We start from the raw sequence: 22,010 nt of genomic DNA on the forward strand, positions 1-22,010 counted from the left end.
GGCTGAAAGATCGCCCGGCGGGGCTGGATGAATCCAGCCCCGCCGGGCCCCACCTACGCGCTGCGCGCGTAGGCCCGGTGGGCGGGGTCGCGGACCTCGCCGACGAGCATTTCGAGGACGTCCTCCAGGGCCACGAGGCCGAGGACCCGGCCGGCCGGGTCGGCGACCTGGGCCAGGTGGGTGGCGTCGCGGCGCATGACGCTGAGGGCGTCGTCCAGCGGGAGGGTGGAGCACAGGGTGGTCATCCTGCGCCACACCCGCTGGGGGACGGCCCGCTCGCGCTCCTCCAGGTCGAGGACGTCCTTGACGTGGAGGTAGCCCATGAAGGAGCCGGTGTCGGAACGGACGGGGAAGCGGGAGTAGCCGGTGCGCACGGTCAGCTGTTCGATCTGGCGCGGGGTGACGGCGGGACCGACGGTCACCAGCCGGTCCCGGGCCAGCAGGACGTCGGTGACCGGGCGGCTGCCCAGTTCGAGGGCGTCCTCCAGGCGTTCCTGTTCGACGGGTTCGAGGAGCCCGGCCTGCCGGGAGTCCTTGACGAGCCGGCCGAGCTGGGCACTGGTGTAGACGGCCTCGACCTCGTCCTTCGGTTCGACCTTGAAGAGCCGCAGGACGAGCGCGGCGCAGGCGCCCAGCGCGCTGGTCACCGGCCCGCAGACGCGGGCGAAGGCGACCAGGCCGGGGCTGAACCACAGGGCGGTCCGCTCGGGGGCGGCCATGGCGAGGTTCTTCGGGACCATCTCGCCGATGACGAGGTGCAGGAAGACCACGGCGGCGAGCGCGAAGGCGTACCCGAGGGGGTGCACCAGGCCCTCGGGCACGTGGGCGGCCTCGAAGAGGGGTTCCAGGAGCCGGGCCACGGTGGGCTCGGCGACCGCGCCGAGGGTCAGCGAGCACAGGGTGATGCCGAACTGGGCGGCGGCCATCATGCGCGGCAGGTTCTCCAGGCCGTGCAGCACCTGGCGGGCCCGCTTGGAGCCGGCCGCGAGGGGCTCGATCTGGCTGCGGCGTACGGAGACGAGCGCGAACTCGGCTCCGACGAAGAAGCCGTTGGCCAGGACGAGGAGCAGGGCGAAGAGCAGCTGGAGGGCGTTCACCGGCCACCCGCCGGGGCGAGCTCGGCCGGGGCGGGGACGGCCCCCAGCGGTGTGGTGCGCACGAGGCGGACGCGTTCGGCGCGGTAGCGGCCGACCTGGCGGACGGACAGCTTCCAGCCGGGCAGCTCGGCGCGGTCCCCGGGGGCGGGGATCCGGCCCAGCAGGTCGGCGACGAGTCCGGCGACGGTCTCGTAGGGGCCCTCGGGCACCTCCAGGCCTATGCGGCGCAAGGTGTGGACGCGGCAGCTGCCGTCGGCCTCCCAGGAGGGGCGGCCGTCCTCGGCGGGTACGGCGGCCAGTTCGGGGCCGGCGTCCTCGGCGAGGTCGTGCTCGTCGCGGACCTCGCCGACGAGTTCCTCCACGATGTCCTCCAGGGTGACCACGCCGGCGGTGCCGCCGTACTCGTCGACGACCACGGCCATGGGCTGTTCGCTGCGCAGCCGTTCCAGCAGGGGCTGCACCGGCAGGGAGCCGGGCACCAGAAGCGGGGCGACGCAGATGCGGCTGACGGTGGTGCGGGCGCGCTCGGACTCGGGCACGGCCAGGGCGTCCTTGAGGTGGACGACGCCGGTGATCTCGTCGATGCGCTCGCGGTAGACGGGGAAGCGGGACAGGCCGGTGGCGCGGGTCAGGTTCAGCACGTCGGCCGCGGTGGCCGTGTGCTGGAGGGCGCTGACCTTCACGCGGGGGGTCATGACGTGCTGGGCGGTGAGCTCGCCCAGCGACAGGGTCCGTACGAAGAGGTCGGCGGTGTCCTGTTCGAGTGCGCCGGCCTGGGCCGAATGACGGACCAGGGAGACCAGCTCGCCGGGGGTGCGGGCGGAGGCCATCTCCTCGGCGGGTTCGACGCCGAGCGCCCGTACGAGACGGTTCGCGACGGCGTTCAGGCCGGCGATGACGGGCCGGAACGCCCGGGAGAAGACCTGCTGCGGTCCGGCCACGAAGCGGGCCACCTGGAGCGGCCGGGAGATCGCCCAGTTCTTCGGGACGAGCTCGCCGACGACCATCTGGACGGCCGAGGCGAGCAGCATGCCGATGAGGACGGCCGCGCCGGGGACGGCTCCGCGGGGCAGGCCGGTCGCGGCGAGGGGCCCCGACAGGAGTGCGGCGAGGGCCGGTTCGGCGAGCATGCCGACGACGAGCGAGGTGATGGTGATGCCGAGCTGGGTGCCGGAGAGCTGGAAGGACAGCTCCCGCAGGGCGTCGACGACCGTACGGGCACGGCGGTCGCCCTCGGCCGCGGCGCGTTCGGCCTCGGGTCTCTCCACCGTGACGAGGCCGAACTCGGCCGCCACGAAGAAACCGTTGGCGAGGATCAGGGCGAAGGCCGCCAGGAGCAGGAGTAGCGGGATGGTCATGCCGCCGCCTCCGGAGGGAGGGCGGCGCGTGTACTACCGGACGATCCGTCCATTGCTGGAGGGAGTCACTCCTCTGGTCGATGGTGCCCACGGGCCACGGGGTCCCGGGGCGTGTGGGAGGGCGCACGCTCGCGCCCCGCCACCAGGGTAGTCATTGAGATCGCGGCCGCAATGGGACGCAGCGACGAGAGCGGGCGGGCTCAGTGGTCGGTCGCGCCGGTTCCCCTGGTCTCGGCGAGGGCGCGCAGGGCGCGGGCGTCGGCGATCGCCTGGGCCCGGGCGATGCCGGGCTGGATGCCGAGGACGGGCAGGCTGGTGCCGTCGTTCAGGTCGAGGAACACCCACGGGTCGCCGGGGCGGAGGTTGACGCGCAGGATCTGCGGCCATTCCAGGCGGCGGGTGGTGGTCAGGTTGACCACGGTGACCCCGGTCTCGTCGGCGACCACCTTGGGGCGGCTGAGCAGGACGAGGACGGAGGCCATCAGGGCGGCGGTGAGGATGAAGCTGATCCGCTCGCCGGGGCCGAGGTTCTCCAGGAGGAGCGCGATCGCCGTGATGGTGGCGAACATGGCGAGCCCGACGCCCAGCAGCACCGCCCGCGTGCGGGTCGGCCGGAAGGTGACCGGCAGGGCGGGCGGGGCGGACGGGGCGGCGGACTCGCTCATGGTGCTGGTGTTGCCTTCTGGAGGGGGCGTACGGGGTCGGGGACTGCGTACGGGGTCAGAGACGGCAGGCGTGGATCGAGGTGGTGAGGATCGCGCGCGCGCCGAGCTCGTAGAGGTCGTCCATGATCCGCTGGGCTTCCTTGGCGGGGACCATCGCGCGAACCGCGACCCAGCCCTCGTTGTGGAGCGGGGAGATCGTCGGCGACTCCAGGCCCGGGGTGAGGGCGACGGCGCGCTCCAGGTGCTCGGCGCGGCAGTCGTAGTCCATCATCACGTAGCTGCGGGCCACCAGGACGCCCTGGAGGCGGCGCAGGAACTGCGCGACCTTGGGGTCGTCGGTGCCGGCGCCGGTGCGGCGGATGACGGTCGCCTCGGACTTGAGGATCGGCTCGCCGATGACCTCCAGGCCGGCGTTGCGCAGGCTGGTGCCGGTCTCGACGACGTCGGCGATGACCTGCGCGACGCCGAGCTCGATGGCGGTCTCGACGGCTCCGTCCAGGTGGACGACGGACGCGTCGATGCCGAGCTCGGCGAGGTGCTTGGCGACGATGCCCTCGTAGGAGGTGGCGATCGTCATGCCGCCGAAGTCCTCGGGGCCCTTCGCGGTGCCGGGCTTGGTGGCGTAGCGGAAGGTGGACCGGCCGAAGTTCAGCGGCAGGATCTCCTCGGCGTTGGCACCGGAGTCCAGCAGCAGGTCCCGGCCGGTGATGCCGATGTCCAGCTTGCCCGAGGCGACGTAGATCGCGATGTCCTTCGGGCGGAGGTAGAAGAACTCGACCTCGTTGTCGGGGTCGACCGTGACGAGTTCCTTGGACTCCTTGCGCTGGCGGTAGCCGGCCTCATGGAGCATCGCCGACGCCGGTCCGGAGAGTGAACCCTTGTTGGGGACGGCGATGCGCAGCATGGGGCTTCCTTTGGTGCGTAGGTTGCGAAAGGGGGTGCGTGAGCGGGGCGCGGGGCCCGCCGTGAAGAGCTCCGGCCTAGAGGTGCGCGTAGACGTCGTCGAGGGAGATCCCGCGCGCCACCATCATCACCTGAACGTGGTACAGCAGCTGGGAGATCTCCTCGGCGGCGGCTTCCTTGCCCTCGTACTCGGCGGCCATCCAGACCTCGGCGGCCTCCTCGACGACCTTCTTGCCGATGGCATGGACGCCCTTGGCGACGAGCTCGGCGGTGCGGGAGGTGCTGGGGTCGCCGTTGGCGGCCTTGAGCTGGAGCTCGGTGAAGAGCTCTTCGAAGCTCTTGGAGGGTTTGTTCGCCATGATGGTCCTCAGAATAAGGGGTCCCGCGCTGCCGGTCAGCGCCAGGGTTCGCTGACGGTCCGCAGGGTCATGGCGGTGGAGACGGCGGCGGTGACCGCTTCGTGCCCCTTGTCCTCGTTCGACCCTTCGAGCCCTGCGCGGTCCAGCGCCTGCTCGTCGTTGTCGCAGGTCAGGACGCCGAAGCCGACGGGGACTCCGGTGTCGATCGACACCTGTACCAGGCCTTGGGTGACGCCCTGGCAGACGTAGTCGAAGTGCGGGGTGCCGCCACGGATGACCACGCCGAGGGCGACGATGGCATCGTAACCGCGACCGGCGAGTACCTTCGCCACGACCGGCAGCTCGAAGCTGCCCGGGACGCGGAGCAGGGTGGGCTCGTCGATGCCCAGCTCGTGCAGGGCCCGCAGGGCGCCGTCGACCAGCCCGTCCATGACCTTCTCGTGCCACTGGGCCGCGATCACGGCCACCCGGAGGTCGCCGCAGTTCTTCACGCTCAGTTCGGGTGCGCCCTTGCCGCTCACAGCTCTGCTCCTCGGTTCTTCGTGGTGGTGTACGGATGTACGGATGTACGGGTGTAGGGGGGTGGTGACGTGGTTACTGGTTGCCGCAGGCGGAGGTGGGCACGGCCCCCTCCAGCCAGGGCAGGTCGTGGCCCATCCGGTCCCGCTTGGTGCGCAGGTACCGCAGGTTGTGCTCGCCTGCCTCGATGGGCATCTGCTCCCGGCCGCTGACGGCGATGCCGTGGCGGACGAGCGCGGCGGACTTGTCGGGGTTGTTGGTCAGCAGCCGGACGCTGCGGACGCCGAGGTCGGCGAGGATCTGGGCGCCGGCCCCGTAGTCGCGGGCGTCGGCGGGCAGGCCGAGTTCCAGGTTGGCGTCCAGGGTGTCGCGGCCGCGCTCCTGGAGTTCGTAGGCGCGCAGCTTGGACAGCAGTCCGATGCCCCGGCCCTCGTGGCCGCGCAGGTAGACGACGACGCCGCGGCCGTCGGCCTGGATGCGGGCCATGGCGGCCTGGAGCTGGGGGCCGCAGTCGCAGCGCTGGGACTGGAAGATGTCGCCGGTCAGGCATTCGGAGTGCATCCGGACCAGGACGTCCCGGCCGTCGCCGACCTCGCCGTGGACGAGGGCGACGTGCTCGACGCCGTCGACGGTGGAGCGGAAGCCGTACGCGGTGAACTCGCCGCAGGCGGTCGGCAGGCTGACCTCGGCCTCGCGGCGGACGGTCGGCTCGGCGGAGCGGCGGTAGGCGATCAGGTCCTCGATGGAGATGATCGTCAGGCCGTGCTTGCGGGCGAAGGGGATCAGCTCGGGCAGGCGCAGCATGACGCCGTCCTCGCCGGCGATCTCCACGATGGCGCCGGCCGGGCGCAGGCCCGCGAGGCGGGCGAGGTCGACGGCGGCCTCGGTGTGGCCATTGCGGACCAGGACGCCGCCGGGCTTGGCGCGCAGCGGGAAGATGTGGCCGGGGCGGACGAAGTCCTCGGGGCCGGAGGTGCCGTTGGCCAGCAGGCGCAGGGTGGTGGCGCGGTCGGCGGCGGAGATGCCGGTGGTGACGCCGTGGGCGCCGCTCGCGTCGACGGAGACGGTGAAGGCGGTCTGCATCGACTCGGTGTTGCGCTGGACCATCTGCGGGAGCTCCAGGCGCTCCAGCTCGGGGCCCTCCATGGGGGCGCAGATCAGGCCGCGGCACTCGCTCATCATGAACGCGATGATCTCGGGGGTGGCCTTCTCGGCGGCGATGACGAGGTCGCCCTCGTTCTCGCGGTCCTCGTCGTCGACGACGACCACGGGGCGGCCGGCGGCGATGTCGCGGATGGCCTGCTCGACGGGGTCGAGGCGGAAGGTCTCCTGCGGAGCGGTTTCGGGGACGTCCGGCACGGGCTTGAGGGGGGTCATGCCGTTGCTCCTTCGAGGGCCGGGGCGGGGGTGGTGCGCGAGCGCTGGTACCAGTCGTAGGCACCCCAGAGCACGAGGGCTCCGTAGATCACGTAGACGAACGCGGAGAAGGCGTAGCCGCTGGTGAAGGCCAGCGGGACGCCGACCGCGTCGACGAGCAGCCACGCGAACCAGAACTCGACCAGGCCCTTGGCCTGGGCGTACATGGCGACGATGGTGCCGACGAAGATGTAGGCGTCCGGCAGCGGGTTCCAGGACATCCACGGGTAGAGGGTGAACAGCCCGGTGACGGCGAGGGTGCCCAGGGCGGCGGCGCCGAGGAGCAGGCCGCGCTCGCGCCAGGTGGCGAAGCGGACGGCCAGCGAGGCGTCCTGGGCCTGCCGCTTGCCGCGGCTCCACATCGTCCAGCCCCACAGGGCGACCACCATGACGACGACCTGCTTGCCGGCGTTGCCCGACAGGTGCCCGGCGGCGAACGCGACGAAGAGGATGGCGCCGGAGAGGAACTGGGTGGGCCAGGTCCATATGGAGCGCCGCCAGCCGAGCGCGAGGGCGGCCAGGCCCATGGTGTTGCCGATCGCGTCCGACCAGATGATCTTCTGGCCGAAGGCACTGAAGGCCTCGGAGTTGAGCCAGGTCAGGGCACTCACCGGTCCGTCTCCTTCGCGTCGTCCGGGGTCGCTGCCAGGGGGTCCACGCCGGCCGCGAGGAGGCGCTCGACGTACTTCGCGAGGACGTCGACCTCGAGGTTGACCGGGTCTCCGGGCTGCTTGATGCCCAGGGTGGTCAGCGCGAGGGTGGTGGGGATGAGGCTGATGCTGAAGTGATCGGCGGCGGCCTCGACCACGGTGAGGCTGACGCCGTCCACAGTGATAGAGCCCTTTTCTACGACGTACCTTGAAAGGTTCTCCGGGAGCGCGATCCGGACGATCTCCCAGTGCTCCGAGGGGGTGCGGGAGAGGATCTCGCCGGTGCCGTCCACGTGGCCCTGGACGAGGTGGCCGCCGAGGCGTCCGCCGAGGGCCATGGGGCGCTCCAGGTTGACGCGGGAGCCGGGGGCCAGCGCGCCGAGGCTGGAGCGGTTCAGGGTCTCCTGCATGACGTCGGCGGTGAACTCGCCGTCGGCGGTCTCCACGACGGTCAGGCAGACGCCGTTGACGGCGATCGAGTCGCCGTGCTTGGCGTCCTCGGTCACGACGGGGCCGCGCAGGCGGAAGCGGGAGGCTTCGGCGAGCTGCTCGACGGCGGTGACCTCGCCCAGTTCTTCGACGATTCCGGTGAACACTCAGTGCTCCTTGGGGGGCGTGTGGACGGTGGGGACAGCGGTGATGCGGAGATCGGGGCCGATGCGGACGGCCTCGGTGATGTCGAGGCGCAACGCGTCGGAGACGTTCTTGATTCCGGCGTCGGCGAGGGCGGCGGGGCCCGCGCCGAGGAACGCCGGGGCGAGGTAGCCGACGACCCGGTCGACGGCTCCGGCCCGGAGGAAGGCGCCCGCGAGGGTGGGGCCGCCTTCGAGGAAGAGGGAGCGCACGCCGCGGGCGTACAGCCGGGCGAGCAGGTCGTGGACGGCGACGCGGCCGTCGTGCAGGGGCATGCGCAGCAGCTCGACGCCGGGCAGGTGGCGGGTGTCGGCGTCCTCGCCCACGACGATCAGGGTGGGCGCGGCGTCGTCGAGGATGCGGGCGGTCGGCAGGACGGTGGCGTGGGTGTCGAGGGCGATCCGCAGGGGCTGGGTCGCGCCGTCGACGCCGCGGACGGCGAGGTGCGGGTCGTCCTCGCGCAGGGTTCCGCCGCCGACCAGGACCGCGTCGCAGGCGGCGCGCAGCCGGTGGACGTCGGCCCGGGACTCGGCGGAGGTGATCCAGCGGCTGCTGCCGTCGGCGGCGGCGCTGCGGCCGTCGAGGGTGGCGGCGTACTTCCAGGTGACGTGGGGGCGGCCGAGGCGTACGGAGGTCAGCCAGGCGGCGTTGCCGGCCTCGGCCTCCTCGGCGAGCAGTCCGCCCTCGGCGGCGATCCCGGCCGCGCGGAGGGTGGCGCCGCCGCCGCTGGCCTGCGGGTTCGGGTCGGAGACGGCGTAGAGGACGCGCGCGACGCCGGCCTCGATCAGGGCCTGGGCGCAGGGGCCGGTGCGGCCGGTGTGGTTGCAGGGTTCGAGGGTGACGTACGCGGTGCCGCCGCGGGCCGCCGATCCGGCCTGGCGCAGGGCGCCGACCTCGGCGTGCGGGCCGCCGGCCCGCTCGTGCCAGCCCTCGCCGACGACGGCGCCGGAGGCGTCGGTGATCACGCAGCCGACGACCGGGTTGGGGCTGGTGGAGCCGAGTCCGCGCGCCGCGAGTTCGACGGCTCGCCGCATGGCCCGCACGTGGGTGTCGGGCGTCGCGTTCGCGTCGGCGTGTGTCGCCACCGGGTCCTCCTGCCTCATCGGGCACGGACTCCGGGGCCTGTCGGGATACGACAGATGAAGCGGGTGAGCACACGCGGGGACGCCGAGGCCGGAAACACGGTCCGTCCGACACGTATCCGCTGGGGATACGCCGATGGACCGCCGACGGCGGCGTACCGGTGACTGGCCCGCCGCGCACTGCCTCCCATCCGGACTTTAACCGTCGGTCCAGGAATTTCACCTGGTCAACCGGCCGCTGGATGCGGACGGGTCGCGGACTATACCGCCGGTTCGGAATTACACCGACCCCGGAGTGCGCTGCTACTGGTACTACGGCCAGTGTGCCACGGGCGATCGAGGGCCATGCGGGTGAATCACTGTGGCCTGGGTCACAAACCAGCCGTTCTCGAGGGGCACTCTCGCGCCGGCCGCGCCGCGCCCGTCCCCCCTCGGCTTTGGTCCAGACCTATTGACGGGTTGGTCTAGTCCTCTTAACGTTCCCTTCATCTTCTCCGGGGATCCGGACCTGCCGACGTGCGCACGTCACAGGCCAACCAGCGCCACTTTCCTGCTTGTTGCCGCACCTCGTGTCCTGCCATCCTCCCCTCCCCAGGAGGCACCATGCTGTCCCCCACACGTACGAGAGCCATGCTCCTGGCATCCGGCGCCGCGATCGCCGGACTGCTGGTCGGCGGACTCTCGGCCGGCGTCTCGCACGCGGCCGACAACGAGAGCTGTCGTCCCGACGGGCTGTACAAGACCGCCGGCGTGGACGTCCCGTACTGCTCGGTCTACGACTCCGAAGGCCGCGAGAAGATGGGCGCCGACCACCAGCGCCGCGTCATCGGCTACTTCACCGGCTGGCGCACCGGCAAGGACGGCACCCCCGCCTACCTCGCCAACAACGTCCCGTGGTCCAAGGTCACCCACCTGAACTACGCCTTCGCGCACGTCGGGGCCGACAACAAGATCTCGGTCGGCGGGGACAACGCGAACAACGCCGCCACCGGGATGACCTGGCCGGGCGTGGCGGGCGCGGAGATGGATCCGGCCCTCCCGTACAAGGGCCACTTCAACCTCCTGAACAAATTCAAGAAGCAGTACCCGAACGTCAAGACGCTCATCTCGGTGGGCGGCTGGGCCGAGACCGGCGGCTACTTCGGCGACGACGGCAACCGCGTCGCGTCGGGCGGCTTCTACTCGATGGCCACCAACGCCGACGGCTCGGTCAACCAGGCCGGCATCGACACCTTCGCGGACTCCTCCGTCGAGTTCATCCGGAAGTACGGGTTCAACGGCGTCGACATCGACTACGAGTACCCGACCACCATGAAGGACGCGGGCAACCCGCTCGACTGGCAGCTGTCCAACGCCCGCCGGGCCGGCCTCGTCAAGGGCTACGCCGCCCTCATGAAGTCGCTGCGCGAGAAGCTCGACCGCGCGGGCGCCACCGACGGCAAGCACTACCTGCTCTCCGTCGCCGCCCCCTCCTCCGGCTACCTGCTGCGGGGCATGGAGACCTTCCAGATGCAGCAGTACCTGGACTACGTCAACATCATGTCCTACGACCTGCACGGCGCCTGGAACGAGTACGTCGGCCCGAACGCCTCGCTCTTCGACGACGGCAAGGACGCCGAGCTGGCCGCCGCGAGCGTCTACTCCACGTCCCAGTACGGCGGCGTCGGCTACCTGAACACCGACTGGGCCTACCACTACTTCCGCGGTTCGATGCCGTCGGGCCGGATCAACATCGGCCTGCCGTACTACACCCGCGGCTTCAAGAACGTGCAGGGCGGCACGGACGGCCTGTGGGGCAAGGCCCCCTCCACCACCTGCCCGGCGGGCGCGGGCCTGACCAAGTGCGGTGACGGCGCGGTCGGCATCGACAACCTCTGGCACGACCTGGACACCAACGGCGCCGAGTCCCCGGCGGGCTCCAACCCGATGTGGCACGCGAAGAACCTGGAGAAGGGTGTCGTAGGCGACTACGTCACGAAGTACGGCTTCCCCGCGAACACCACGCTGACCGGCACCTACGCCCGCAAGTACGACTCCACGCTGGTGGCGCCGTGGCTGTGGAACGCGCAGAAGAAGGTGTTCCTGTCGACGGAGGACGAGCAGTCCGTCGCCGCGAAGGCCGACTACGTGGTGAACAAGGGCATCGGCGGCACGATGGTGTGGGAGCTCGCGGGCGACTACGCGTACAACGCGGCCAAGGGCCAGTACGAGATGGGCGACACGCTCACCTCCCTGATGTACGACAAGTTCAAGGCGGCCTCCCCCTACGGCGCGAAGAAGGCGGGCGCGGCGCTGCCGACGCAGGCCGTCGACATCAAGACGGAGTTCACCGAGTTCAAGCTGGGCGACGCCAACTACCCGATCACCCCGAAGCTCAAGATCACCAACAACACGAAGACCACGCTGCCCGGCGGCACGGAATTCCGGTTCGACTACGGGACCTCGGCCCCGGCCAACGCCTCGGACCAGTCCGGCTTCGGCACGACGGTGATCAGCACCGGGCACAGCGGCAACAACATCGGCGGCCTGAAGGGCGACTTCCAGCGGGTCTCCCTGAAGCTCCCGGCCTGGCAGACGCTGGCGCCCGGCGCCTCGGTCGACCTGGCGTTCAACTACTACCTGCCGGTGTCCACGCCCTCCAACTGGACGGTGAACATCTCGGGCACCACGTACGCCCTCGCCGGGGACCTGGCGCGCGGTACGACGGTGACGGAGCCGGGCGGCACCACGCCCCCGACCACCCCGCCGACGACCCCGACGACGCCGCCGACCACGCCTCCGGGCGGGACGTGCACCAGCCCGGCGTACGTCGCGGGCACGGTCTACAACACCGGGAACCTCGTCTCCCACAAGGGCCACACCTGGAAGGCCCAGTGGTGGACACAGAACGAGGAGCCCGGCACCACCGGCGAGTGGGGCGTCTGGAAGGACCAGGGAGCCTGCTGATCTCCCGTAGCCGAACGTGAGGACCCGGTGGCCCGGCGGCCACCGGGTCCTCGCACGTCCGGGCGCGCCCGCGGGCCGGTCCGCGGGGTGCGGAGCGGGGTGAATCCGGAGAAGCTGGAATTCCTTCAGCGGCAGCTGTCACATTCCCGGGGGCTGTCCGGTCCCACCTGGTGGACGGAACCCCGCAGGGAAGGAACGGACACCATGAGCACGATCCTCGTCACCGGAGGCACCGGAAACCTCGGCGGTCTGGTCGTCACCCGGCTGCGGGCGGCGGGCCACGACGTACGGGTCCTGAGCCGCCGCGCGAAGGACTACCCGGTGGACCTGCGGGACGGCAGCGGGCTGGAAGCGGCGATGGCCGGCGCGGAGGTGGTCGTGCACTGCGCGAGCACCCCGCGCGGCGGCGACGACGTGGCCGCCGGGCACCTGATCGGGGAGGCCCGGCGGGCCGGTACGGTCACGAACATCGTCTACATCTCGATCGTCGGCGTGGACGCGGTCCCGTTCGGCTACTACACGGTGAAGTACCGGGTCGAGCGGATGCTGGAGGCCTCGGGGCTGGGCGTCACGATCCTGCGGACGACGCAGTTCCACGACCTGGTGGCGATGCTGGTGGACGCCCTGGCGAAGGTGCCGCTGGTGCCGGTGCCGCTGCCGAAGGGGGTCCGGGTGCAGCCGATCGCCGTCGAGGAGGTCGCGGACCGGTTGGCGGAACTGGCCGTCCCGGCCCCGGCGGGCCGGGTCGCGGACATGGGCGGCCCGGAGATCCGCACGCTGGTGGAGCTGGGCCGGGCGTACCTGGCGGCGACGGGGCGCAGGCGCAAGGTGGTCCCGCTGCCGCTGGCGGGGAAGACGTACGCGGCCTTTCGCCGCGGCGGCAACCTGGCTCCGTCCCACGCGGTCGGCAGGACCACCTTCGCCGAGTTCCTGACCGCCCGGGCCGCGCGGTGATCGTTTCGGTGGTGTCCATGCCGGAGGGCGTCGCGCGGCGCACCCCGGTGTCGGAGGCCCGTGAGCGCCTGGCGGAATCCCGTTTCCTGTTCGTGGACGCGGAGCTGCCCGAGGAGGCGCCGCCCGGGGAGCAGCCGGTCGCCCACCTGCTCGGTCTGGAGGCGGATGACCTGGCGTGGCTCGGCCGGGAGGAGGAAGCCGCCCGCGCCGACTTCCTCGGGGACGCCGCCGCGTTCGTCGTCCCCGCGATCGAGGCGGGCGAGGTCATCCACCTGCACGTCGTGGCCACCGAGCGGTACCTGGTCACGGTGCACCGGGGGCCGGCCGCGCTGGTGGAGGGCTTCGTCGCCCGCTTGCCGCACGAAAGGCCCCCCGACGCCGTGGCCACGCTGTTCCTGCTGCTGGGCGAGGCCCTGGAGACCTATCGGCGGTCCGCCGTCCAGGCCCTTCTGGAGGTGGAGGACCTGGAGGACGAAATGTTCCGGCAGCGGGAGACCGAGCAGCTCTACCGCCTGGCGCGGCTGCGCCGGACCGCGGCGCTCCTGCACCGCACGCTCCTCCCCTACCACCAGGCGGCGGAGGAGGCCATCACGCGCCGGGTGTTGAACCGCGACTTCCCCGAGGAGCGCAAGCGGCTCGCCCGTGAGTACCAGCGCACGTCGGAGCTGGTGCTCACGGTCATCGAGGCGCTCCAGGAGGCCGCCCGGCGGGGCTTCGGCACCTATTCCTCGCTGGTGTCCGGCGAGCAGAACGGCGTGATCAACCGGCTGGCGATCGTTTCCACCATCTTTCTGCCGCTGACCTTCGTGACGGGGTTCTTCGGCATGAACTTCGCCTACCTGTCGGACGAGTTGGAGAGCCGGGCCATCTTCTGGGTACTGGCCGTGGGCCTCCAGGTGATCTTCCTGGCCGGGGCGCTCTTCCTCCTGCACCGCACCCGCATCTGGCGCAGGCTCCGCGACGACGAACGCATCGACGACGACCGGTAGGCCGTCCGGGCCGGGCCGGGCCGGTGCGGTGCGGTGCGGCTCAGGGGGCGAAGAGGTCCGCCTGGGCGGCTTCGCGGGCGGCCAGGCGGGCGCCCTCCAGGACGGCCGGGCCGCCGAGGGCGGTGGCGCGGACCTGCGTCGGCGCCGGGGTCAGGGTGGTCAGGCGGTGCGCCACCCGGGCGGCGAGGGCCGGGCCGCCCGCGAGGCCGAGTTCGCCGCCGAGGACCACGCAGCCCGGGTCGAGGATCGCGGCGACGGCCGCCGCCCCGAGCGCGAGCCGCTCCGCGAGGGCGTCCAGGAAGGCCTCCCCGGCCGCGCCGGCGACGGCCTCCTCGACCGGCCCCCGGAACCCGTGCTCCACCGCGAGGGCGCTCACCGCCGCCCGCCCCGCCAGCGCGTGGAAGCCGCCCCCGCAGTCGGTGGCGGAGGGCAGCCCCGCCGTCCCCGGCACCGGGAGGAAGCCGATCTCCCCCGCCCCGCCGGAGGCGCCCCGGCGCAGCCGCCCGTCCAGGACGACCGCCGCGCCGACGCCCCCGCCGAGCCACAGCAGGACGAAGGAGTCCAGGTCCTGCGCGGCGCCGGCGCGCTGCTCGGCCAGGGCCGCCAGGTTGGTCTCGTTCTCCACCACCACCGTGGCGGGCAGCCGCCGCCGGAGGGCGGCCACCAGGTCCCGGTGCCAGGACGGCAGTCCGACGGTGCCGCCGAGCTCCCCGCTGCCGGGGGCGACCAGCCCGGGCGCGCCGACGACCACCGTGTGCAGGGCCTGCGCGCCCGCCTCCCGGGTCAGGGCCTCCAGCCGGTCCACGGCCTCGTCCACGGCGTCGACGGGCAGGGCCGCCGAGGCCAGCGGGCGCCCCAGCAGGTCGGTGACCACGGCGGTGGCGCTGTCGGTCCGTACGTCGAGTGCGGCCAGGTGGGCCCGGCGGGCGACGATCCCATAGAGGCGGGCGTTCGGGCCGCGCCGCTGTGCGCCGGACTCCCCGACGACCTCGATCAGCCCGGCCTCGGCGAGCCGTTCGACGAGGTCGGCGACGGAGGGGCGGGACAGTCCGGTCAGCTGCTTGAGCCGGCTCGCCGTCAGCGGCCCCTCCTCCTGGAGGAGTCCGAGGGCGAGTCGGTCGTTGATGGCCCGGGCCGTGCTCGGCGAGGCGGGGGTCGGGGCGGCGGCGGGGCTCAGCACCTTGGCAGGGATCACGGCGCCCATCTTAGGGAGGGGAAGGCCATTAACTATCAGGCAGGGTCCCTGATAGTTTATCTCCATGACACGGCCCACGACCGGGGACCCCGGCCTCAGCCCGGCGCGCCTGCGCCGCGCCCGCTTCGCGATAGCCGCCGTCTTCTGCGCCCACGGCGCCGTCACCGGCTCCTTCGCCACCCGCATCCCCTGGATCCAGGACCACGCCCAGCTCAGCGCGGGCACCCTGGGCCTGGCCCTGGCCTTCCCCGCCCTCGGAGCGGCCCTCGCGATGCCGCTCGCCGGGCGGATCAACCACCGCTTCGGCGCCCGGACCGCCCTGCGCGGCCTGCTCGCACTGTGGACCCTGTCCCTGATCCTGCCGAGCCTGGCCCCGAACCTGACCGTCCTGTGCTGCGCGCTGTTCGTCTACGGAGCCACCTCGGGCATGTCGGACGTGGCCATGAACGCCCTCGGCGTGGAGACCGAGAACCGGCTCGGCCGGTCGATCATGTCCTCGCTGCACGGCATGTGGAGCGTCGGCGCCCTGCTGGGCTCGGCCGCCGGCACGGTCGCGGCGCACGCGGGGGCCGACGCCCGGCCGCACCACCTGATCGCCGCGCTCGTCCTGACGGCGGCCGGGCTGCTCGCCGTACGGGGCGTACTGGACCTGCGCGGCGACCAGGACGCGCAGGCGCCCCCGCACTTCGCGCTGCCGCCGAAGTCCGCCCTGGTGATCGGCCTCGTCGGTTTCTGCGCGGTCTTCGCCGAGGGCGCGAGCATGGACTGGTCGGCGGTGTACCTGCGGGACGTGCTGCACACCGACGCGGGCCTGGCCGCCGCCTCGACCACGGCGTTCGCGCTGACCATGGGCCTGGCCCGGCTGGCCGGGGACCGGGTGGTGGACCGGTTCGGGGCGGTGCGCACGGTCCGGGCGGGCGGCGTACTGGCCACCGCGGGCGGGCTGCTGGTGATCACGGTCCGTCATCCGGCGGCGGCGCTGGGCGGGTTCGGGCTGATCGGGCTCGGCATCGCGGTGGTGGTGCCGCTGGCCTTCGCGGCGGCGGCGCGCAGCGGTCCGGCTCCGGCGCAGGCCATCGCCGGGGTCGCGACGATCACGTACACATCGGGACTGATCGCCCCCTCGGCGATCGGAGCGGTGGCGGACGCGACCTCGCTCGTGGTGTCCTTCGGTCTGGTCACGCTGCTCGCGTTCGCCCTCGTCGCGGGGGCGGCCGTACTGCGCGGCAAGCCGGCACCGGGGGCGGCCGATCCGGCCAATCGGGACGAACCCGCCTCTATCCGGCCGTAATATATCGGCTGGCCGACTGCGTCCTGCGGACGCACGCCCGGCCTCGTAGTGTGACGAACCGGTGGAACGGAAGTGGTGGGACATGGGCTTCGGCGTGCGCTGGACCCTGCACGGAGACGGGCGGACCCCCGCCCCCGGCGCGGTGGTGCGGCCGGACGAGCGGCTCTCGTGGCCGCGCACCGCCGGGCTCGGCGCCCAGCACGTCGTCGCGATGTTCGGCGCGAGTTTCGTCGCCCCGGTCCTCATGGGCCTGGACCCGAACCTGGCCATCATGATGTCGGGCGTCGCGACCGTCATCTTCCTGCTCGCGACGCGCGGCCGGGTGCCGTCGTACCTGGGCTGCTCGCTCTCCTTCGTCGGCGTCGCCGCCGCAATCCGGGCGGGGGGCGGGAACAGCGCGGTCGTGACGGGCGCCGTGTTCGTGGTCGGCGTGGCGCTGTTCCTGGCCGGTCTGGCCGTGCAGCGGTTCGGCGCCCGGATCATCCACGCGGCGATGCCGCCGGTGGTGACGGGCGCGGTCGTGATGCTGATCGGCTTCAACCTGGCGCCGGTGACCGCCTCCACGTACTGGCCGCAGGACCAGTGGACGGCCCTGCTGACCATGCTGTTCACCGGGCTGGCCGTGGTCTGCCTGCCCGGGTTCTGGTCGCGCATCGCGATCTTCCTGGGCCTGATCTTCGGCTACGCGATCTCCTGGATCTTCGACCTGGTCTTCGGCAAGATCCACTCGACCACGGGCGGGCCGGAGGCGGTGGACCACTGGCGGCTCGACCTCTCCGGGGTCGCCAAGGCCGACTGGATCGGGCTCCCGTCCTTCCACGCCCCGCAGTTCGAGTTGTCGGCGATCCTCATCGCGCTGCCGGTGGTGATCGCGCTGATCGCGGAGAACGCCGGGCACATCAAGGCCGTCGGCGAGATGACCGGCGACCCGCTCGACGACAAGCTCGGCACCGCCATCGCCGCCGACGGCGCGGCGTCCATGCTGTCCACGGCGGTCGGCGGCCCGCCGAACACCACGTACTCCGAGAACATCGGCGTCATGGCGGCCACCCGCGTCTACTCCACGGCGGCCTACTGGGCGGCGGCCGGTTTCGCGCTGCTCTTCGGCCTGTGCCCCAAGTTCGGCGCGGTCGTCGCCGCGATCCCGGGCGGCGTGCTCGGCGGGATCACCGTGATCCTGTACGGCATGATCGGCCTGCTCGGCGCCCAGATCTGGAACAACGGCCGGGTGGACCTGCGCAACCCGCTGAACCTGGTGCCGGCCGCGGCGGGCATCATCATCGGCATCGGCGGCGTCAAGCTCCACTTCACCGACAGCTTCGAGCTGGGCGGCATCGCCCTCGGCACGATCGTCGTGATCACGGGCTACCACACGCTGCGCTACTTCGCCCCGGCGCACATGAAGCAGCAGGAACCGCTGCTCGACGCGGGCACCTCCGCCTACGACGAGCAGGACGGCCCGGACACGCCGCGTTGACGGCCGCTTCGCCCGAACCGGCGAAGCGTACGGCCAAGTTCCCCCCGCTGCCCGTCCCGGCTGCGACGCTGCCTGACATGGAAGCGGTACTCGCGCGGATGCGCGCCCTCGACGAGCGGCTCCCCGCGCAGGACGGCGTCGCCGTCTTCAACCGGGTGTACCTGACGGTGACGCAGACCCTGCACCACCGGATCGGCCACGGGGCGTTCCCCGCGCCCCGCCGGGCCGAGACGCTGAGCGTGCGGTTCGCGGAGCGGTACCTGAGGGCGGTGGAGTCCGACGGGCGGGCCCCGGCCTGCTGGCGCCCGCTGCTCCAGTACCGCCGCCACCCGGGGGTGCGGCCGCTCCAGCACGCGCTGGCCGGGATCAACGCCCACATCGGGCACGACCTGGCGCTGGCGGTGGTGTCCTCCTGCCACGCCCTGGACTGCCCGCCCGCGGCCCTCGAAGCCGACTTCCACCGGGTCGGCGACACCCTGGTCTCCCTGGAGGAGCGCATCAGGGAGGACCTGATGCCGGGCCCGGACCTGCTGGAGGTCGCCGACCCGCTGACCCACCTGCTCGGCTCCTGGAGCCTGGAGCGCGCCCGCGCCGGCGCCTGGGCGGCGGCCCGCCTCCTGTGGACCCTGCGCCACTCCCCCGACCTGGCGGAGGAGTTCACCGACTCCCTCGACGCGAGCGTGGGCCTGATCGGCCGCTGCCTGCTCACCCCGTCACCCCTCAAACCCCGTGCGACCTGGGCGTACGTCCCCTAACCTGACCGGATGCCCAGCTTCGCGACGCACCGCCTCCGCGTGCACGACGCCACGCGGCCGCCGTACCGGAGGCTGTCGGCGCTGCGCACGTGCCTGACCGTGTTCGCCCCGTACGGCTTCTACGGCACCTACCACCACCTGTGCCGCAGCGCCGGGATCCCGCGCGTGCTGGACGAGGACCCCGAGTCGCTGGTGCGGGCGGTGGAGGAACTGCACGGGGCGCGGCTGCTGTGGCTGGCGGAGTTCTCCGCGTGGCAGGCCGGGCGGCGGGCGCAGAAGCGGGCCGGGACGCGCAGGCCCGACCCGCCGCAGCCGTCGGCCGGACTGTTCTGGCCGGACCCGGAGTTCCACCCCGGGGGACGGCTCGTCGAGGTGATGCCCGGGGTGATGCGCGGCCGCTGGAGCCTGGAGGGCCACCAGGGCCGGGACGGGGTCTGCCCGGTGTGCGCGGCGGACCGGGGAACGGTGGAGTGGGCCGGTGACGGGTACGGGCGTCACACCCTGTGCGCGGGGTGCGGTCTGGGGCTCGGCCGCAGGCCGCCCGAGCTGCCGGACGCCCGGGAGCGCGGTGAAGTGCGCGCCGCTCACGGGCGCCGCCGGCAGCTGATCTGGAAGCGCGCCCCGGAGGACGGTCCGCGGGCATGAGAACGGGCCGCCGCCGCGTTCGTACGCGGGGGCGGCCCGTGGTCACGGGGTCCCGGGGATCAGTCCTCGGGGAGCTCGACCGGGGCGATCTCGTCGTAGACGTCGCCGGGGCCGGGGTTCGTGGAGTCGGTCGTGCCGCCGAGGTGGTGCATGACGCCCCAGACCGCGTTCAGGGCGGTCTGGACGGCACCCTCGGCCCAGCCGGCCGTCCAGGAGATGTCGTCGCCCGCGAGGAAGATGCCGCGCTTGTCCTCGGGGAGGCGGTCCTGCATGAAGTGGGTGAACAGGCGCCGCTGGTAGCGGTAGTGGCCCGGCAGGTTCGCCTTGAACGCGCCCATGAAGTAGGGCTCGTTCTCCCAGGACACGGTCACCGGGTTGCCGATGATGTGGCGGCGGATGTCGACCTTGGGGTAGATCTCGCCGAGGGACTTCAGCATGACCTCCATCCGCTCGTTCGCGGACAGCGGCAGCCACTTGAGGCTGTCGTCGCACCACGTGTACGAGAGGCAGATGACGGCCGGCTGGTCCGGGCCGTTGTCCAGGAGGTAGGTGCCGCGGGTCATGCGGTCGGTGAGGGTCATCGACATGACGTCGCGGCCCGTCTCCTCGTCCTTGTCGAGCCAGAACGGCCGGTCGACGGGGATGAAGAGCTTGCTGGACTCCATGTAGTGGGTGCGCTCGATCGCCGTCCAGTGGTCGATCGGGAAGAGCGTGTCGTCACACTCGATCTTGGACAGGAGCATCCAGGACTGGGCGGTGAAGATCGCGGCACGGTACGTACGGATGTCGCCGGACGCGTCGGTGACCGTGATGCGGTTGCCCGCGGTGCGGTGCAGACGGGTCACCGCCGGGCGCGGGGTGCCCTCGTGCAGGGTGGACAGCGAGGTGCCCTGGGCCCAGTGCAGGATCTTCTCGGGCTCGCGCTCCCACAGGCGCAGCGGCAGCTGCTGCGAGCCGCCGACGATGCCGCGGTGGTGGTCGTCCGCCTCGGTGTAGACGACGCGGAGGATCTCCAGGATGGAGTTCGGGAAGTCGGTGTCCCAGCCGCCGGTGCCGAAGCCGACCTGGCCGAAGATCTCGCGCTTGCGGAAGGACTGGAAGGCCTCGGACTTGCAGAGGAAGCCGTAGAAGGTCTCGTCGTCCAGCTTCTCGACCAGCTTGGCCCAGATCTCGCGGATGCGCGGGACGTCCCGCTCGCGCATCGCGGTGTTCATGTCGGAGAAGTCGGCGCCCTCGTCGAGGCAGGCGTTCCACGCGGCGGACACGTCGCGGTAGACCTGCGGGAGGTCGGCGATGGTCTCGGCGTAGTGGGTCTCGCCCTTGAGGTCGACCACCGTGGAGGGGGTGGACTCGGCGAGCGGGTTCGGGAAGGGCTCCGTCACCAGGCCGACGAGGTCGATGTAGTGCTGGAGGGCGGTGGAGGACGGCGGGAAGCGCATGGCGCCCATCTCCGCGGTCAGGCCCTCGGTGCCCGCGCCCTCGAAGCCGACGGTGCGCAGCCGGCCGCCGATCTGGTCGGCCTCGTAGACGACGGGCTTGAGGCCCATCTTCATCAGCTCGTACGCGGAGATGATGCCCGACAGACCGCCGCCGATGACGGCGACCTCGGTGCCGTGCTCGGTCGCCGGTATCTGACCGAGGCCCGCCGGGTGGGCGAGGAAGTCGTCGTACGCGTACGGGAAGTCCGGCCCGAACATGGTGATCGGGGGCTGACCGTCGCTGTGCGGGACGGCGGTGGTGGGCACCGTGGACGTCATGGGGGTACGTCTCCTTGCGGGGTGTGGCAGGGGGCGGCGGGCGGCGGGTGGGCTCAGACGAGGGAGGCGTAGAGCCCGGGGCGGCGGTCGCGCAGGTAGGGGTTGGTCTCGCGCGACGCCTTGAGCAGCTCGGGGTCGGCCTCGCCGAACACCATCTCCTCGCCGCGGCCGGCCCGGGTGCGGGTGACTCCGTCCGGGCTGGCGAGGCAGCTGAGGCCGACGAACTCGAACTCGCCCTCGGGGCCGGTCCGGTTCACGTACGCGATGTACATCTGGTTCTCGAAGGCCCTGACGGGGACCAGCTGTTCGGCCACGAACTGGAACGGGTGCATCTGCGCGGTCGGGACCAGGAGGAGGTCGGTCCCGGCCAGGCCGTGGGCCCGTACGTTCTCGGGGAACTCCACGTCGTAGCAGATCATGATGCCGATGCGGAGGCCGTTCAGGTCCGCCTGGACGACGGGGATGTCGCCGGGGGTGAAGGCGTCCTGCTCGAAGCAGCCGAAGAGGTGGGTCTTGCGGTAGTTCGCGAGCGCGGTCCCGTCGGGGCCGATGAGCTGCGCCGCGTTGTAGACCGCCCCGTCCGCCTTCTCGGGGTAGCCGTACAGGACGGCGATCCCGTGGCGGCGGGCGATCTCGCCGATGGCGACGGCGGACGGGCCGTCGGCCGCTTCGGCGAGACCGGGGACGTCCTGGAGGTCCAGCGCGTAGCCGGTCAGGAACATCTCCGAGGTCACGAGGAGCCCGGCCCCGCCCTGTGCGGCGCGCGCGGCGGCCTCGTCGAGCCGCTTCAGGTTCTCGGCGGTGTCGCCGAGCCGTCCGGAGCTCTGGAGGAGTGCGGTGCGCAGCGGGGCCATGGCGTACCTCTGTGACAGGTGGGATGGGGGTCCTAAAACGGTACGTTCGCGCGTTCGACCGCGACAAGCCGTGACCGTTGCGCCGGGAGCATCGATTCGTTGCGCGTTCTGGGCGGTGGGCGGCGATTCGTTGCGTGGCGCCGTTACGAGGCGGCCCCGAAGGCCGGGTGGGCGCGCAGGCGGCGGACGTACGCGCGCAGGTTCGGGCCGGCGGCGGGCAGGACGGCGGGGTCGAGCAGGGCCGTCCACAGGTCCGCGTCGGTGACGGTCGGCCGGTCCCCGAGAGCATACGGCCGGACGGCGAGCCGGCGGTCGAGCAGGGCGAGGGCGGCGGCCCGGCCGGGGGGGGGGGGGGCCGGGTTGACTGCTGGGGCCTGGTCACGTCGTACTGGGCGTCTTCCCGGGGGGGGGGGGGGGGGCGGCGGACGGGGCACGGTGGGTCAGCCGCGCGCACCACCGGTGGGG

At 72.3% G+C, this 22,010-nt stretch carries 21 protein-coding genes and 1 riboswitch; of the genes, 7 read left to right on the forward strand and 14 right to left on the reverse strand.

All coding sequences use genetic code 11. The features are described from left to right. Positions 1 to 53: 53 nt before the first annotated feature. From ACFV0Q_RS19850 to ribD, 10 genes are all read right to left on the reverse strand, one after another. On the reverse strand, positions 54 to 1,097 hold the full coding sequence (locus ACFV0Q_RS19850) for a hemolysin family protein (RefSeq protein ID WP_385007055.1): 1,044 nt from the start codon (positions 1,095 to 1,097) through the stop codon (positions 54 to 56). Then, positions 1,094 to 2,455 (reverse strand): hemolysin family protein, encoded by a 1,362-nt coding sequence (locus ACFV0Q_RS19855; protein WP_385007057.1) that lies wholly within the window; start codon positions 2,453 to 2,455, stop codon positions 1,094 to 1,096. Before ACFV0Q_RS19855 ends, ACFV0Q_RS19850 begins: the two co-directional genes overlap by 4 nt. Before the next feature lie 200 nt (positions 2,456 to 2,655). After that, positions 2,656 to 3,120, reverse strand: coding sequence for a PH domain-containing protein (locus tag ACFV0Q_RS19860; protein WP_385007059.1), 465 nt, complete (start codon positions 3,118 to 3,120; stop codon positions 2,656 to 2,658). Between the two features lie 55 nt (positions 3,121 to 3,175). Continuing rightward, entirely contained in the window at positions 3,176 to 4,024 is an 849-nt protein-coding gene (gene hisG / locus ACFV0Q_RS19865; protein ID WP_385007061.1) for an ATP phosphoribosyltransferase, read from the reverse strand. Between the two features lie 76 nt (positions 4,025 to 4,100). Next, positions 4,101 to 4,382, reverse strand: a complete 282-nt coding sequence (locus tag ACFV0Q_RS19870) for a phosphoribosyl-ATP diphosphatase (protein WP_385007063.1) — start codon at positions 4,380 to 4,382, stop codon at positions 4,101 to 4,103. Positions 4,383 to 4,417: 35 nt separating this feature from the next. Next, positions 4,418 to 4,903: a 6,7-dimethyl-8-ribityllumazine synthase gene (gene ribH / locus ACFV0Q_RS19875; protein ID WP_007262951.1), complete on the reverse strand. Its 486-nt coding sequence runs from the start codon at positions 4,901 to 4,903 to the stop codon at positions 4,418 to 4,420. 73 nt (positions 4,904 to 4,976) lie between these two features. Then, positions 4,977 to 6,278, reverse strand: a complete 1,302-nt coding sequence (locus ACFV0Q_RS19880) for a bifunctional 3,4-dihydroxy-2-butanone-4-phosphate synthase/GTP cyclohydrolase II (protein WP_385007065.1) — start codon at positions 6,276 to 6,278, stop codon at positions 4,977 to 4,979. After that, complete coding sequence (locus ACFV0Q_RS19885; protein ID WP_385007067.1) at positions 6,275 to 6,928, reverse strand: nicotinamide riboside transporter PnuC; 654 nt, start codon at positions 6,926 to 6,928, stop codon at positions 6,275 to 6,277. The genes ACFV0Q_RS19880 and ACFV0Q_RS19885 overlap by 4 nt, the downstream gene beginning before the upstream one ends. Beyond that, positions 6,925 to 7,563 carry a riboflavin synthase gene (locus tag ACFV0Q_RS19890; RefSeq protein WP_385007069.1) on the reverse strand — a complete coding sequence of 213 codons (639 nt, stop codon included), beginning with the start codon at positions 7,561 to 7,563 and terminating at the stop codon, positions 6,925 to 6,927. The genes ACFV0Q_RS19885 and ACFV0Q_RS19890 overlap by 4 nt, the downstream gene beginning before the upstream one ends. After that, positions 7,564 to 8,634 (reverse strand): bifunctional diaminohydroxyphosphoribosylaminopyrimidine deaminase/5-amino-6-(5-phosphoribosylamino)uracil reductase RibD, encoded by a 1,071-nt coding sequence (gene ribD, locus ACFV0Q_RS19895; protein WP_385007088.1) that lies wholly within the window; start codon positions 8,632 to 8,634, stop codon positions 7,564 to 7,566. A gap of 221 nt (positions 8,635 to 8,855) precedes the next feature. Next, positions 8,856 to 8,985: riboswitch (FMN riboswitch) on the reverse strand. A gap of 300 nt (positions 8,986 to 9,285) precedes the next feature. Between ribD and ACFV0Q_RS19900 the strand changes: the two genes are divergently transcribed. From ACFV0Q_RS19900 to ACFV0Q_RS19910, 3 genes are all read left to right on the forward strand, one after another. Further along, on the forward strand, positions 9,286 to 11,628 hold the full coding sequence (locus tag ACFV0Q_RS19900; RefSeq protein WP_385007071.1) for a chitinase C-terminal domain-containing protein: 2,343 nt from the start codon (positions 9,286 to 9,288) through the stop codon (positions 11,626 to 11,628). A 204-nt stretch (positions 11,629 to 11,832) separates the two neighbouring features. Beyond that, complete coding sequence (locus tag ACFV0Q_RS19905; RefSeq protein WP_385007073.1) at positions 11,833 to 12,582, forward strand: SDR family oxidoreductase; 750 nt, start codon at positions 11,833 to 11,835, stop codon at positions 12,580 to 12,582. Between the two features lie 17 nt (positions 12,583 to 12,599). After that, a complete protein-coding gene (locus ACFV0Q_RS19910) occupies positions 12,600 to 13,571 on the forward strand; it encodes a CorA family divalent cation transporter (RefSeq protein WP_385007090.1) in 972 nt (323 codons plus the stop codon). A 40-nt stretch (positions 13,572 to 13,611) separates the two neighbouring features. Here the strand turns inward: ACFV0Q_RS19910 and ACFV0Q_RS19915 are convergent, their stop codons facing one another. After that, positions 13,612 to 14,775, reverse strand: coding sequence for an ROK family protein (locus ACFV0Q_RS19915; protein WP_385007075.1), 1,164 nt, complete (start codon positions 14,773 to 14,775; stop codon positions 13,612 to 13,614). A gap of 55 nt (positions 14,776 to 14,830) precedes the next feature. Here ACFV0Q_RS19915 and ACFV0Q_RS19920 point away from each other — a divergent pair, with 55 nt between their 5' ends. The 4 genes from ACFV0Q_RS19920 to ACFV0Q_RS19935 all read left to right on the forward strand — a co-directional run bounded on the left by ACFV0Q_RS19920 (position 14,831) and on the right by ACFV0Q_RS19935 (position 18,934). Beyond that, positions 14,831 to 16,057: an MFS transporter gene (locus ACFV0Q_RS19920; protein WP_385007077.1), complete on the forward strand. Its 1,227-nt coding sequence runs from the start codon at positions 14,831 to 14,833 to the stop codon at positions 16,055 to 16,057. Between the two features lie 82 nt (positions 16,058 to 16,139). Then, the gene (locus ACFV0Q_RS19925) at positions 16,140 to 17,534 is read left to right on the forward strand and encodes a uracil-xanthine permease family protein (protein ID WP_385007091.1); all 1,395 of its coding nucleotides are present in this window, start codon (positions 16,140 to 16,142) and stop codon (positions 17,532 to 17,534) included. A 77-nt stretch (positions 17,535 to 17,611) separates the two neighbouring features. Continuing rightward, positions 17,612 to 18,289: a DUF5995 family protein gene (locus ACFV0Q_RS19930; RefSeq protein ID WP_385007079.1), complete on the forward strand. Its 678-nt coding sequence runs from the start codon at positions 17,612 to 17,614 to the stop codon at positions 18,287 to 18,289. Positions 18,290 to 18,298: 9 nt separating this feature from the next. Beyond that, a complete protein-coding gene (locus tag ACFV0Q_RS19935) occupies positions 18,299 to 18,934 on the forward strand; it encodes a hypothetical protein (RefSeq protein WP_385007081.1) in 636 nt (211 codons plus the stop codon). A 59-nt stretch (positions 18,935 to 18,993) separates the two neighbouring features. Here the strand turns inward: ACFV0Q_RS19935 and ACFV0Q_RS19940 are convergent, their stop codons facing one another. From ACFV0Q_RS19940 to ACFV0Q_RS19950, 3 genes are all read right to left on the reverse strand, one after another. Beyond that, complete coding sequence (locus tag ACFV0Q_RS19940) at positions 18,994 to 20,691, reverse strand: flavin monoamine oxidase family protein (RefSeq protein ID WP_385007082.1); 1,698 nt, start codon at positions 20,689 to 20,691, stop codon at positions 18,994 to 18,996. Positions 20,692 to 20,744: 53 nt separating this feature from the next. Continuing rightward, a complete protein-coding gene (locus ACFV0Q_RS19945) occupies positions 20,745 to 21,545 on the reverse strand; it encodes a carbon-nitrogen hydrolase family protein (RefSeq protein ID WP_385007084.1) in 801 nt (266 codons plus the stop codon). Positions 21,546 to 21,688: 143 nt separating this feature from the next. Continuing rightward, entirely contained in the window at positions 21,689 to 21,979 is a 291-nt protein-coding gene (locus ACFV0Q_RS19950) for a glutathione S-transferase C-terminal domain-containing protein (RefSeq protein WP_385007086.1), read from the reverse strand. Positions 21,980 to 22,010 lie beyond the last annotated feature (31 nt).

This window comes from Streptomyces sp. NPDC059564 (genome assembly GCF_042735575.1).
Taxonomy (GTDB): domain Bacteria; phylum Actinomycetota; class Actinomycetes; order Streptomycetales; family Streptomycetaceae; genus Streptomyces.